General features: G+C 47.9%; 9 protein-coding genes. 2 read left to right on the forward strand and 7 right to left on the reverse strand.

What is annotated here, in order from left to right; genetic code table 11:
* The 6 genes from A6049_RS26580 to uvrB form a co-directional block, all read right to left on the reverse strand.
* The coding region (locus A6049_RS26580) for a peptidase U32 family protein (protein ID WP_063567496.1) at nt 1-1,870 on the reverse strand (1,870 nt) is incomplete at its 3' end.
* Nucleotides 1,871-2,213: 343 nt separating this feature from the next.
* On the reverse strand, nt 2,214-4,112 hold the full coding sequence (locus A6049_RS26585; RefSeq protein ID WP_240321554.1) for a stalk domain-containing protein: 1,899 nt from the start codon (nt 4,110-4,112) through the stop codon (nt 2,214-2,216).
* A gap of 43 nt (nt 4,113-4,155) precedes the next feature.
* Nucleotides 4,156-5,322 carry a S1C family serine protease gene (locus tag A6049_RS26590; protein ID WP_240321555.1) on the reverse strand — a complete coding sequence of 389 codons (1,167 nt, stop codon included), beginning with the start codon at nt 5,320-5,322 and terminating at the stop codon, nt 4,156-4,158.
* A 272-nt stretch (nt 5,323-5,594) separates the two neighbouring features.
* Entirely contained in the window at nt 5,595-5,807 is a 213-nt protein-coding gene (locus A6049_RS26595; RefSeq protein WP_063567497.1) for a hypothetical protein, read from the reverse strand.
* A 322-nt stretch (nt 5,808-6,129) separates the two neighbouring features.
* Nucleotides 6,130-8,988 carry an excinuclease ABC subunit UvrA gene (uvrA, locus tag A6049_RS26600; protein WP_063567498.1) on the reverse strand — a complete coding sequence of 953 codons (2,859 nt, stop codon included), beginning with the start codon at nt 8,986-8,988 and terminating at the stop codon, nt 6,130-6,132.
* A 661-nt stretch (nt 8,989-9,649) separates the two neighbouring features.
* The gene (gene uvrB, locus A6049_RS26605; RefSeq protein WP_063567499.1) at nt 9,650-11,641 is read right to left on the reverse strand and encodes an excinuclease ABC subunit UvrB; all 1,992 of its coding nucleotides are present in this window, start codon (nt 11,639-11,641) and stop codon (nt 9,650-9,652) included.
* Nucleotides 11,642-11,810: 169 nt separating this feature from the next.
* On the opposite strand from uvrB, the gene A6049_RS26610 reads away from it, so the two are divergent.
* Both A6049_RS26610 and A6049_RS26615 read left to right on the forward strand, forming a co-directional pair.
* On the forward strand, nt 11,811-12,608 hold the full coding sequence (locus tag A6049_RS26610; protein WP_063567500.1) for a flagellar motor protein: 798 nt from the start codon (nt 11,811-11,813) through the stop codon (nt 12,606-12,608).
* The gene (locus tag A6049_RS26615) at nt 12,592-13,434 is read left to right on the forward strand and encodes a flagellar motor protein MotB (protein WP_063567501.1); all 843 of its coding nucleotides are present in this window, start codon (nt 12,592-12,594) and stop codon (nt 13,432-13,434) included. Before A6049_RS26610 ends, A6049_RS26615 begins: the two co-directional genes overlap by 17 nt.
* Before the next feature lie 191 nt (nt 13,435-13,625).
* On the opposite strand, the gene A6049_RS34235 is transcribed toward A6049_RS26615, so the two are convergent.
* A partial coding sequence (locus A6049_RS34235) for an ABC transporter permease (protein ID WP_240321556.1) occupies nt 13,626-14,258 on the reverse strand: 633 nt, incomplete at its 5' end.

Consider the following 14,258-nt stretch of genomic DNA (forward strand, 5'->3'; position numbering starts at 1 on the left):
GCTGCAAACGCAGGATGTTGTTGTGATATCCGTTCTCGCCAGGCATATGAATGCGTGGTGTTGCCAACGCAATCTTGCGGCCTGCGGCACGAACAGCTTCCACCGCTGCCGGGAACTGCTTGATAAACTCGAAGTCGGCGTAGATCATGCCGACACCCGCTTCCAGCGCTGCCTCTACTTGTGGCAGGCTGCGGCATAGCGCGGTCAGCTCCGCATGACCGCGAGCAACTGGCGCTGCTGGTTTAACCGCATCGCCGTAGACTTCCACCGCCCGTTTCACGTAGACGGGCGGTTTAGGGCGCTCGCCCGCGAGTTGTTCCACCGCCTGACGGCGAATGTTATTCAACTCGCGCATCGGGATGATGACGTCACCGTGCAAGTTGACGTCCAATTCTTCCAGCTGGAACACAGTGCCGCCCAGACGTCCGAATTGCTCTTCGAGCAATTCGTGTGTCATTGGACGCTTCTGGGCGATATCCAGTTCCATCTCGGAATTAACACGGACCGTCGTGCCCTTCTGCACGTCCGTCCACCATGTGCTAAGCGGCTGCCCTGGGCTGCCGATAACTTTTACGTTTACCGGGAAGATACGATAAGGCTTCTCGATTTCAAAGCTCTGACGCAGACGTTTGTCCAGCGCCGGATCATTCGTTTTCCATACTTTGTCACCAACTTTCACGCGGCGCAGGTCCACGTCACTACGTCCTGGTACAACGTCCACGATCCAGCCTTCCTCTGCTTCGCCTTCAAGCTTCACGCCTTTGCGACGTACATCGTAGACACGTCCGCCCTCTTCCTTCTTCGTCGGATCTCCGGCATCAAATACAATTCCGTCTCCACGTTTCACTGGTGCATCAAGCTTCAGGACGACACCATCACGCAATACTTGGTCTACACGACCCAGATAGACGCCACGGCTTTTCGGGAACGTACCGTCAACCAGCTGTTTATTATTCGTTCCGTCCAGGAAACCGTGTGTGAATCCACGAGAGAAGCTCTGCTGCAATTCACGAACTTCTTCCTTACTTGGAGGAGTATTATCTCCATCAAAGTAACGGTCAATCGCTTTGCGGTATTTACTAACCACGTTGGCCACGTATTCTGGCGTTTTGAGACGTCCTTCGATTTTGAAGGAAGTTACGCCTGCTTCGATCAGTTCCGGCATCAAGTCAATTGCAGCCAGATCCTTCGGAGACAGCAGATACGCCACATCGCCCATTGGTTTATGCTCACCATCCACCATCAGGTCGTACGGCAGACGACAAGCCTGTGCACATTCCCCACGGTTGGCGGAACGTCCACCCCACATTTCAGAAGTCAGACATTGCCCGGAATAAGACACACACAACGCACCGTGAACAAATACTTCCATCGGTAACTTCGCCTGTTCTCCGATCTTCTGAATCTGCTTCAGGTTGTTCTCCCGTCCAAGCACGACACGTTCCATATCAAACGGCTTCGTAAACTCCACCGCTTCCGGTGACGTAATCGTCATTTGGGTTGAACCGTGGATCGGGAAGTCCGGCGAGATCTCGCGAATCATTTTGACCAGACCCAAATCCTGTACAATCACGGCGTCCACACCTGCATCGACACAAGCGTCAATCAGTTCTTTGGCATCCGTCAATTCATTTTCAAAAATCAATATATTAAAGGTCAAAAAACCTTTTACGCCATAACTGTGCAAAAACGCCATAATCTCTGGCAGCTCGTCCATACGGAAATTGTTCGCCCGTGCCCGTGCATTAAATTTTTCGACTCCGAAGAAAATCGCATCCGCGCCGTTGGCTACCGCCGAACGCATACAGTCCCAGTCACCTGCGGGTGCCAGAAGCTCAACGTCTTCTCTTCGTATTGTTGCTGTTTTCATGTGTATCCTCCCCATAACCGGCATAGCCGGATTTCATCCCTAATACCCTGTACGCTAATCCTGTTCCTTGATTCCATACGCCTGCATTGTCACTGTATCGCTATATCTATACATTATGTCTGTATTGCCTGATTCCCAAGCCTACAGTCATTCTTATTTTTCAGAACAGCAGTCATAACTCCTGAACTAGTATAGTGTACCACTTCTGCAACGACTCTTCTACGCTTTCCTGAAAAAACCGTTTATCATTTTCATTTCCATCTCACTCAACATGCATATACGAAAAACCGGAAGATCTCTCGACCCTCCGGCAACATACATCTATTTATTTCAGTATTTCGTATTATTTGATAAAAGTAAATGAGTTCACGGCTTTTTCCAGCGCTGCTGCCTGGACTTCCGTCTTGTTGGCGTCATTCAGCCCGCTCGTAATGGTATACGTCGTTCCGTTCTGTTCAAACACGATCTGACGTCCGGTATACGGCACACCATTGTCCACTTCATGATAGATAAAGGAAAACGCAGGCACACCCGCAAACGTCAACTCCTCACTGCTAATCAATTTGAAATTTTTACGCGTTTTGGTTGCTTCCGCATACGCCTCTCTAAGTTGACTGACAGTCATTTCAATGGATTTGTCCTCACTCGCGGCAATGGAGAATTGACCACCTGTGAAGGTATAAACCACAGGAGAATACTCAAACCGATCATTGTACGGCGTCCAGTAACGTGGAATATCTACACTGTAATGATAACGTTTGGACGTTCGTGTCACAGATTTTGTTTTATCCGTCAAATATGGGTCTTCATCCAGCTGTCCGAAATTATCAGATACGGTATCAAAATCAATCTCAACACTCTTCATGATACTCTTAAACCATTCCCGATCCTTCGTCTGCTCCTCAGGGAACGTATACTCTGCATAATAGCGATAGCCATTTTTTTGCAAAAGAACATCGAACTCCGTCTGCCATCCATCGCCAAAGTTATAACGGAACTCATTCACTTCGGCAGTCTCGCCTGATACATCCATCGTATACGAACCTATCGGCTCATAACTTTCCGGCGTGAATGTCTCACGCATCCACTTGTCCAGTTGGCCACTCCACTCTTTGACCGTCGCACCCTTCGGTGCAGATGTAACACGTAGTTGCAGATATGCACCATCCTTGGCTTCGTATATCATCTGGGTGTTGTCCATGGACCAGCCTGCTGGAATCTTCAGTTCAATGCCATAATCATCATTCCAGGTAGAGCGCATCCCCTCATCCACGGTTGAAAGATCCTTAATTGTACGATCGGACTGAGCATAAGTAGGCTGGAATGAATTGAGTAGCGCTGCACGTTTGCCCAGATCCTTGTAATTCAGTGCTCCATAATCCGCGAGGTATACGTCATATTGGCGACCATCATGGATATATTGGCGCATTTCCCATAACACCCCGTCCGCATCCTTAACCACAATCCGGGCATAAGGTGTTTTCCCTTTGGCAATCGATTCCCGATCGAGCACCGTATCTCCGCTCTCTTTTGCTTCCTGAACAAGCTGCTGTAACAAATCATCCGAATCCAAATTCACATCCTGGTCACTCACATACACTTCAAGATAATAACTGCTGTCCTCCGCGCCAAATGTCATCATGCGCTCCTGCTCACCCGTTTGCAGAATCATGAGGTCGGATGGGTAATTAATGGACCAGCCGTAATAACTGTTACCAATTCTCGTTTTGCCTTCGTCCAGATTAATGCCGCCCTCGTCCTCATCCTCCGATTCGTCCGTTTGCAATAATCGAATGACCATTTCTCCTGAACTGCTTGGAGCAAGTGTAGCGCCAATCCCCGCAGCTACCGGGCGGAGTGGTACCATAAGCACGCCATTAACCATTTTTGGGGCTGCGCCCATCTCTTTTTTGACTCCATCCACCCAGGCAATCGAACTGCCAATGGTTAAGGTGACAGTATGCGGACCTTCCTTAACTTTGACCACATCATTCTTCTCCAGTCGGATCTCGCTGCCAAAAGCCTTCTTGAATACACCAACAGGAACCATCGTAACGCCTTTGAACTGATATGGTTTGGCGATTGCCTGCTTGCTGCCGTTGATATAAGCGCTCGTACTACCCGCTGTGATCCGCAGCTCACTTGTTATAAGATCGGATGCCCACGCAGGCAAAGCCGCTCCAATGCTCAGCATCCCGGCTAACATACCTGTGCTTAGCACACGTAAAAATGATTTTTTCATTCCGTTCATTCGTCCTCTCTGGATCCGGATTGCTCGCCGGGCTTTATTGATCTTCATCTACAGTGAACTGCTCATCTTCATCGTCTTGGATATCCGCTCGATCAGCAAGGACCACCGTACGAGTGACAATATCGCCGTCCGTTTGCATTAACAGTTTGACTTTCTGTCCTGGCACATACTTTTTGAGCAACTCATTGATATCCACCACAGAGGACACACGTGTGCCTGCCACACTGTATAACACATCCCCCTCTTTAATTTTGGCTTTCTTCGCTTGAGCTGACAGCACACCCGTAATCGTCAAAGGATCATCAGTAGGCAGGCCCACAATCGCTGACCAGCTCTCTTCCAGTTGCAAGCCGAGGCTTGCACGCTTGATTTTTCCGTATTCAAAGAACTGATTGATAATATATTGAACGGTATCTACTGGAATTGAAAATCCCATGCTCTCGATACCCACTGCTGAAAATTTCATAGAGTTAATACCAACAACTTCACCTTTGAGGTTGACCAGCGGTCCGCCGCTGTTGCCAGGGTTAATGGCTGTATCTGTTTGAATCAACCGATAGGTAGCCTCCACTCCCCGATTAAGACCACTGATTACGCCCACTGTCGCCGAGTTACGCAAAGAGAAGGAAATCGGTGTGCCGATGGCAATGACGGTTTCTCCAACAGTTGTTTGGAAAGCTTTGGCGAAGGTCGCCGGTTTAAGAGATTTGGCATTAATTTTGATTAGAGCGATATCGCTTAACGGGTCACTGTATGTTTTGGTGATTTTATATGTATTGCCATCAGTCGTCACGACCAACGGATTTATTAATCCATCAACCACATGGGCATTCGTCACAATCCAGCCGTTGGAGCGGATGATCACGCCAGTGCCATGAGCTAGGTTATAGCGATCCGATGTGACGCCATCCTGTAATTCAGTAGATTTGCCGATAATGCCTACAACAGAAGGAGATACTTTTTCAATTACTTTCGGGACTGCTTCACTGCCCTTATACTGAAACGTTCCAGACTTGGCGTCATATTGCCCACTTCCTCCGAGCGCTTTGACCAAATCCTTTGAACTAACATATACTTGTCCATCTACCATTTTGGCTTGCATACTTGATGAAGACTCCGCTGCCCCAGCCGTTGCTGCAACACTGATCGAGAGTACAGCAGCCATCAGTATGGCTACGCCCTTTTTCCCCAACACTCTCATTCTCTCACCTAACCCTCTCTATATATCCTCCGTTATGCAACCGAACCATATGATCCATTACTGAATCTCTTTCTCTATTATCTGCAATACCGGTATCCTCAAATTTAACATACAAATTATTCCTGTACAATCTCTTTAAGACCTAATTTCGATAGAGAAGACCGTATTATCCGAACCACTCTGCAAAACACAAAAAAACACCCTCCTTAATTCTCTGGAAAGTGTTTGTCTGTTCTTCTACTTGCTGTTTTCAAATAAGTTCAGCGGTGTCTCTACGAACCAAACCAACCGGTAATCATGGCATAGTCCGTCAAAAGGAATACCAGCAGACTAACCACTGCAAATCCGATAGCAAACAAATTCTTCTTCGGTGCGCGAACCAGTCGGACAACTCCAATGAAAATCAGGATCGTAAATAAGATGACAAAAATATCAAACGCATTAAAATTCGAAGTACTCGCCGCGGCAGCTTCTGCAAACAGCATGGATAGACAGACCTCCTCACCATAGTTGAACAGCTAAACGCATACCCTAATATCTTCCTCTATGTTATCTGTACCCTGCTTGTAATGCAAGCCCTATCATCCAGAAAAATGAAAAAAATCCAGTTTGGCAGTAGATTGATGGAATGCTTGCTCTACCACATATGTAAACACTTTCACCGATGTCATATTAAGATTGGCACAACGGTAAAATATCAGAAAACCCTTCTCCTCGGAAGAAGAGGGCATCAGATCATATATCGATGCCACCTACTTCATGAAAAGAAGGGTTAGATATTCACAAATAACCTGTAAACTGGAGCATTTACTCCGTCAATTGTAACGTCTTGCTTCGTTCCGTATCCCGCTCCAATACTGGCTTCAAGTACTTACCGGTATAGGAGGCTTCCACTTTAATAATATCCTCAGGCGTACCTGTCGCAACAATAGTTCCGCCACCGCTTCCACCTTCCGGACCCAGATCAACGATATAATCGGCTGTTTTGATAACATCCAGGTTATGCTCGATAACGAGTACCGATTCTCCGGAATCCACCAGACGGTGCAGGACGTTCAGCAGACGATCAATATCGTCGACATGAAGACCGGTCGTTGGCTCATCCAGAATATAGATCGTTTTACCCGTACTACGACGATACAGCTCGGAAGCGAGCTTCACGCGTTGTGCTTCACCACCGGACAACGTTGTTGCAGGCTGGCCCAAGTTAATGTAGCCCAACCCCACGTCGAGCAAGGTTTGCATTTTGCGATGAATTTTCGGAATGTTCTCGAAGAACTGCGTTGCATCCTCTACCGTCATTTCCAGCACATCTGCAATATTTCTATTTTTGTATTTGACTTCAAGTGTTTCGCGATTATACCGTTTGCCTTTGCAGACCTCACAAGGCACGTAGACATCCGGCAGGAAGTGCATCTCAATTTTGATAATGCCGTCCCCTCGACATGCTTCACAACGTCCACCTTTAATATTGAAACTGAACCGACCTTTTTTGTATCCGCGCACTTTGGCTTCATTGGTCTGTGCAAACAGATCACGGATGTCATCAAAGACGCCTGTATACGTAGCCGGGTTGGAGCGTGGTGTTCGTCCGATTGGTGACTGGTCAATATCAATAACTTTATCAATATGTTCCAGACCGCGAATCTCTTTGTGCTGACCTGGACGTACCCGTGCACGGTTCAAATCACGAACAAGCGTTTTATACAAAATCTCATTAATTAGCGTCGATTTACCCGAGCCGGATACACCCGTTACTGCGGTAAATACACCCACTGGAATTTTTACATTGAGGTTTTTCAGGTTATTTTCCTTCGCTCCACGCACTTCCAGCCAGCGGTCCCCGACACTACGGCGTTCGGTACGAACCGGAATAAACTTGCGCCCACTCAGATATTGACCCGTTAACGAGTTCTCGTCATTCATGATTTCTTCCGGTGTACCCTGCGACATGATGGTACCACCGTGGATTCCTGCCCCCGGACCAATATCGATAATATAATCGGCGGCCATCATCGTATCCTCATCATGTTCAACCACGATCAGTGTGTTACCGATATCCCGCATGTGAGCGAGTGTGGAGATCAGACGATCGTTATCCCGTTGATGCAGACCAATACTCGGCTCATCCAAAATATACAGCACACCCATCAGGCTGGAACCAATCTGTGTCGCCAGTCTGATCCGCTGGGCTTCACCACCGGACAACGTTCCTGCAGCACGGCTCAGGGTCAGGTAATCCAGTCCTACGTTTACCAGGAAGCCGAGACGGCTGTTGATTTCTTTTAAAATAAGTTTGGCGATTATTTCTTCTTTCTCACTCAATTGCAGCGAATCGAAGAAACGGCCAGCTTCTCCAATGGACAAACTTGTCACATACGCCATGTTGTGATCGTTAATCGTAACAGCAAGGCTTTCACGTTTCAGTCGCTGTCCTTTACATGTTCCACAAGGCTTGGCACTCATATAACCTTCAATGAATTCACGGATACCTTCGGATGCTGTCTCACGGTAACGACGCTCCAGATTATTCACAATACCTTCAAAGGTAACCAATGCTTCTTTCCGCTGTCCAAAATCATTCTCATACCGGAAACGAATTTTCTCCGTACCTGTACCCTGCAACAGCTTGTTCATTTGTTCAGCAGGCAGATCTTCTACAGGTACGTTTTGCGGGATGTTAAAGTGTTCGCATACCGACTTGAGGAACTGCGGATAATAGGTGGATGTACCACCTGTCCAGGCATCAAACGCACCCTCTTCAATTGTTTTGCTTCGATCCGGCACCAACAGGTCCGGGTCAACAATCATTTTGACACCTAATCCATCACAATCCGGGCAGGCACCGAATGGGCTGTTGAACGAAAACATGCGCGGCGCCAGCTCTTCAATACTGAATCCGCACACCGGGCAGGCAAAGTTGGAACTGAAGCGCAGCTCTTCCTCACCCATAATATCTACCAGCAGCTGTCCACCGGACAGATTAAGTGCAGTCTCAATAGAATCGGCCAAACGTGATTGCACTTCTTCCTTAATCACGATCCGGTCAACGACGACTTCAATCGTATGCTTTTTGTTCTTCTCCAATTGAATATCTTCCGACAAATCACGCAATTCACCGTTCACCCGTACACGAACGAAGCCCTGCTTGGACACATCGGCAAATATGCTTTTGTGTTCACCCTTGCGTCCAGAGACAATCGGTGCCAGAATCTGCAACCGGGTCCGCTCAGGATATTGCATTATGCGGTCAACCATTTGTTCTACGGTCTGGGAGCTAATCTCCACGCCATGATCCGGACAATGAGGATGTCCCACACGTGCAAATAACAGACGCAGGTAGTCATAAATTTCCGTAACGGTTCCGACGGTGGAACGCGGGTTACGGCTTGTCGTTTTCTGATCTATGGAGATAGCCGGTGACAATCCTTCAATGGAATCAACGTCCGGTTTCTCCATCTGCCCCAGAAACTGCCGTGCATAAGCCGATAATGATTCAACGTATCGTCGCTGTCCTTCGGCATATATCGTATCAAAAGCCAGCGAGGACTTGCCTGAGCCACTCAGACCGGTCAATACAACAAAACGGTCACGCGGGATGGTGATATCAATGTTTTTGAGGTTATGCGCTCGCGCGCCTTTGATGACAATGTTCTCGCTCGCCAATGGTATTCATCCTTTCAATGTTGAAATTCCAACCTTTTTTAAAGGCTTTTCGATCCCTCCCAAACCCTCCCTTCCAAGGGAGGGCCCCAGAGGGCGCAGCCCTCTGGACACCCGAAACAGGCGGTGCAATGGTGAATGGTCGGGTCTTGCTATGTGAAGGTTGTCGTGTGCCCGCAGCTTCGTCCAAGATCCCGGCCAAATGCCGGTCTCTTAGACGGCCGCTCTACAACGAGAGGGCGCTCACGGCTTTGCCTCGTTCGCAAGTGTCGCCATTGCCTTTGGCTCGGCTCCCCTTAAACACCAGGACGCTCACGGCTTCGCCTTGCTCGCGATGGTCGCCATTGCCTTTGGCTCGGCTCCCCTTAAACACCGGACGCTCACGGCTTCGCCTTGTTCGCGATGGTCGCCATTGCCTTCGGCTCGGCTCCTGGGTACACGACTTCCAAATGTTTTCCTATAAACCTTTTAACCAATTTCAACTTTTCTATCAGTATAGACCTGATTTTACGTTTTCAACATGTCTAATTATCGGTAGATATCACTGATTTCCTGACTCAACAAGAGAACGGCCACCCGGCCGTTCTCTTGTTGCAGATCTATCCATGCTGCGACACATTCTACTGTGCCTCTATCTTAAACTTATGCTGTCTGCCTTAATAAGCTATTCTGCGCGCAGTTCCAGCAATGCATCACGAAGTTCAGCAGCACGCTCAAACTGCAAGTTTTTGGCTGCGTCTTTCATCTCTGCCTCTAGGCGCTGAATAAGCGACTGACGTTCCTTCTTCGACATCTTCTCGGCAGCGCCTGTAAGATAGTCTTTCTTGGATTCGGCAACTTTGGTTGCTTCAATCACATCACGCACTTTTTTGCGAATCGTCTGTGGTGTAATGCCATGCTCCTCGTTATACGCAATTTGGATCGCACGACGGCGTTCCGTTTCCTTCATCGCTTTTTCCATCGAATCTGTCACTTTGTCACCGTACAGGATAACTCGACCTTCACTGTTCCGCGCCGCCCGGCCAATCGTTTGAATCAGTGAGCGTTCCGAACGTAAGAAGCCTTCTTTATCGGCATCCAAAATGGCTACCAGAGAAACTTCAGGAAGATCCAGACCTTCCCGGAGCAAGTTGATTCCGATAAGGACATGGAAAACCCCCAGCCTTAGATCACGTAGAATCGCCATACGCTCCAATGTCTTGATCTCGGAGTGCAAATAACGTACCTTGATTCCGATCTCCTTCAGATAATCTGTTAAATCCTCGGACATCTTCTTCGTTAATGTTGTGATCAGGACCCGCTCGTCTTTCGCAATCCGGTCATTAATCTCACCGATCAGGTCATCGATCTGCCCCTTCGTTGGACGCAGTTCAATAATTGGATCAAGCAGACCGGTTGGACGAATGATCTGTTGCACCATCGTATCCGTATGCTCAATCTCGTAAGGACCTGGTGTCGCAGATACATAGATAATCTGATCCATCTTCCCTTCAAACTCATCGAATTTGAGAGGGCGGTTATCCAGCGCAGATGGCAGACGGAATCCGTGATCAACCAGTACAGTCTTCCGTGCTTGGTCACCGTTATACATCGCACGGATCTGTGGAAGAGTCACGTGGGACTCATCGACCACAATCAGCATATCATCCGGAAAATAGTCCATTAGCGTGTAAGGTGTATCGCCTCGTTCGCGGAATGTCAGTGGGCCGGAATAGTTTTCAATCCCTGAACAGAAGCCGACTTCTTTCATCATCTCGATATCGTACCGGGTACGTTGCTCCAGTCGCTGAGCCTCCAACAATTTCCCCTGTTCACGCAATACTTCAAGACGCTCTTCCAGTTCACGCTCAATATTCACTAGCGCAACCTTCATCGTCTCTTCCTGGGTTACGAAGTGAGATGCCGGGAATATCGCAATGTGCTCACGTTCCCCAACCAGTTCTCCGGTTAACACATCAATCTCCGTAATTTTCTCAATCTCATCTCCGAATAATTCCACCCGAATCGCATGTTCACCCTTGGATGCTGGAAAGATCTCAATGACATCGCCCCGCACGCGGAACGTACCGCGCACAAAGTTAATGTCATTTCGCTGATACTGGATCTCCACCAGACGGGACAAAATCTGATTGCGCGGTTTCTCCATCCCTACCCGCAGGGACAGAAGCATGCTGGAATAGGAGTGCGGCGAACCCAAACCATAGATGCAGGATACACTCGCTACAATAATGACATCTCTGCGTTCAAACAATGAACTCGTAGCCGCATGGCGCAACTTATCGATCTCTTCATTGATACTTGAATCCTTCTCGATGTACGTATCCGAGGAAGGAATATAGGCCTCTGGCTGAAAGTAATCGTAGTAACTGACAAAATACTCAACCATGTTATTTGGAAAAAAGTCTTTGAACTCACTTGCAAGCTGAGCTGCCAGCGTTTTATTGTGGGCAATAATCAGTGTGGGACGTTGCAGCTTGGCAATCGTCTGTGCAATGGTGAACGTCTTACCCGTACCGGTTGCACCCAGCAATGTCTGATATCTCTTCCCCTCCTGAACGCCCTTCACCAATTCTTCAATGGCTGCAGGCTGATCACCTTGGGGAGAAAACTCTGATTCGATTTCGAACGTTTTGTCGCTCATTATAATATCGCTCATTGCCGTATCTCACCCTATCGTCTAAAATAATAGTCACTATATATTGTCGAAGTTCCCCGAATTTACATATGGGAAAACTTATAGTAATAGGAATATTTGTTCCCGTATAATTATACCTCGTCTGTGCAAGTGATGCAATCGCGAACTAAAGATAGGAGTGGGTTAATTTATGGATATTGCGACACTTATCGGCATTATTGCCGGGATTGCCGCAGTCATTAGTGGTTTTTTATGGGAAGGTGGCCAATTATCCGGTCTGATGCAAAAGACGGCTGCTCTAATTGTATTTGGTGGAACGATTGCCGCAGTTGTTGCCAGTTTCCCTGCACATCGGCTGCGTACGATTCCTGCTGCCCTCCGCATGGCCTTTGGGCGTAACAACAATGACACAAGCCAGTGGGTTGAAGAACTTGTAGATATGTCTTCAATCGCTCGCCGCTCAGGCGTGCTTGCACTGGAACGAAAAGTAATGGACCATCCGCATCCATTTTTGCAAGATGGTATTCAGATGGTTGTCGATGGCACAGATCAGGATGTTGTTCGCCAGATCATGGAGATGGAGATTGATTCCGTCGAACAAAAATATGAAGGTTATGCCAAAATTTTTGAATCAGCAGGCGGTTATGCTCCAACGATGGGTATCATTGGTACCGTAATGGGACTTATTCAGGTACTCGGCAGTCTGACCGACCCTACCGGACTGGGACCAGCAATTGCTGTTGCCTTTACCGCAACCCTTTACGGGGTCGCCAGTGCCAATCTTATCTTTTTACCCATTGCTTCCAAAATTAAATCCCGTGGAGCTGACGAAATTCAGACGATGGAAATGCTGCTCGAAGGCGTATTATCCATCCAGAACGGGGAAAACCCTCAGCTTGTGCGTAAACGGCTGGAGTCCTTCACACTTACTCACCGCCAGATTACACGTCCTGTAGTGAAGGAGGGATTGGATGAGTCGGCGCAGTAAACGGCGCGGAAAACGTGAACCTGGAGATCATCGAGATCGCTGGATGATTACCTATGCCGATCTCATTACTCTGCTGCTGATCTTTTTTGTGATCATGTATGCCATGAGCCATCTGGATTCTGGTAAATACGATGTGGTTACTCAATCGTTGCAAAATACTTTCAACCAATCCAACTCCCTGCTCGATCAAGGTGAAGGTATTGGTGGTACAGCTGGACAAGCTATTACCAAGAATCCGCCTTCCCAGATTCAGGGCGAAGACCCCGGAGAAGGCAAAGGACCCTCTTCCGGCTCCGAGACAAGTAAGCCAGCTGATGACGATCAGCCACTTACGGAGCGTGAAGAGCAATTCAGATCACAGGAGCAGGAGCTGCAAAATTTGTTCAATGTGATTACCCAGTATATCGAGGACAATAAACTGGAAAACCAGATTTTTGTTGCGGACAAGCCGCAAGGCATCTCTATCACACTCAGTGACCGCTTCCTGTTTGATCAGGGAAAAGCTGCACTCAAAAGTGATGCTTCACCCACACTAAGCAAATTGGCAAGCTTGTTCCGTGATCTGAGCACCGTTGTTAGCATTGAAGGGCATACGGATAACGTTCCTGTCGGGGCAAACGCTACCTATAAAGACAATTGGGAGCTTTCCGGTGAACGCGCACTGTCTGTATTGCGATTTTTTCTCGATAAAGAAAAGCTCGACCCTGACGGCTTTCAATATGCCGGATACGCGGATACGCGCCCAACTGGGGATAATACTACCGCAGCTGGGCGGCAAAAAAATAGACGTGTGGAAATCACCGTCTTGCGTCAACTCCAGCCTTAATCTCAAACATTTCGTATGAAGCATCCTTGCTCTATTATAAAAAGCACGTTCTTACTGAATTCGATTCAGCAGAACGTGCTTTTTGTTTTTATTCTATACTTTTATGGCTAAAAAAGCGGATCACTTGTTTTATTCGTTTTACAGCAATGGCACACGATGTGATTACCTTCATCATACAAACGATTCACACTTTACGCATCTACGCCTGGCTGGCTGGGACGAAGAATCGCAGAACCGACCGTCAGCAAAATGGCTGCCATGCCAAACAGAATCAGCAGCGGTAGGGCAATGTCCGACAACGTACCGCCAGCAGAGATCGTTTCCACTGCTTGAATCGCCCATTTCTGTGGAACAAAATTAGCAAGTTTTTGCATATAATCCGGCATGATCGACAGCGGCCAGAAACAGCCACCAATCATACACGTCGGTGTGATAATCAGTGAATTCAGCATGGTTGCATTTTTGGATTCACGAATCAAGCCGGCAACCGTACTCGCAATCCCCATGGAGACCAGCATAAATGCGGCCAAAATAAGCAAATGGATGCCAAATGGAATCCCCGCATCATAATGAAGCACCCATCTGCTAATCCCCAGTACCAAAACAATTTGGATCAAACCGATCGCAAAACTCCCCAGAAAATTGCCCAGTGCGATTTCATAAGCGCGGACCGGCGCCGTGTAGACTCTTGCCATCGTCCGCTGCCTGCGGTCTTCCATAATAACAGCAACTGTACTGGTCAGCAGACCCATCATGAACATAATTGTAAATCCGGTTACGTTGTTCAAACCCGGTTTTGGATAAATCTTCAGCTCAGTTGCTTC

It is taken from the genome of Paenibacillus sp. O199 (assembly GCF_001636635.1).
GTDB classification, from domain to species: domain Bacteria; phylum Bacillota; class Bacilli; order Paenibacillales; family Paenibacillaceae; genus Paenibacillus; species Paenibacillus marchantiae.

Coding starts and splice junctions, on each gene's coding strand:
- A6049_RS26585 (WP_240321554.1), bottom strand. CDS start 4,112: ATGAAAAAATCATTTTTACGTGTGCTAAGCACAGGTATGTTAGCCGGG.
- A6049_RS26590 (WP_240321555.1), bottom strand. CDS start 5,322: ATGAGAGTGTTGGGGAAAAAGGGCGTAGCCATACTGATGGCTGCTGTA.
- A6049_RS26595 (WP_063567497.1), bottom strand. CDS start 5,807: ATGCTGTTTGCAGAAGCTGCCGCGGCGAGTACTTCGAATTTTAATGCG.
- uvrB (WP_063567499.1), bottom strand. CDS start 11,641: ATGAGCGATATTATAATGAGCGACAAAACGTTCGAAATCGAATCAGAG.
- A6049_RS26610 (WP_063567500.1), top strand. CDS start 11,811: ATGGATATTGCGACACTTATCGGCATTATTGCCGGGATTGCCGCAGTC.
- A6049_RS26615 (WP_063567501.1), top strand. CDS start 12,592: ATGAGTCGGCGCAGTAAACGGCGCGGAAAACGTGAACCTGGAGATCAT.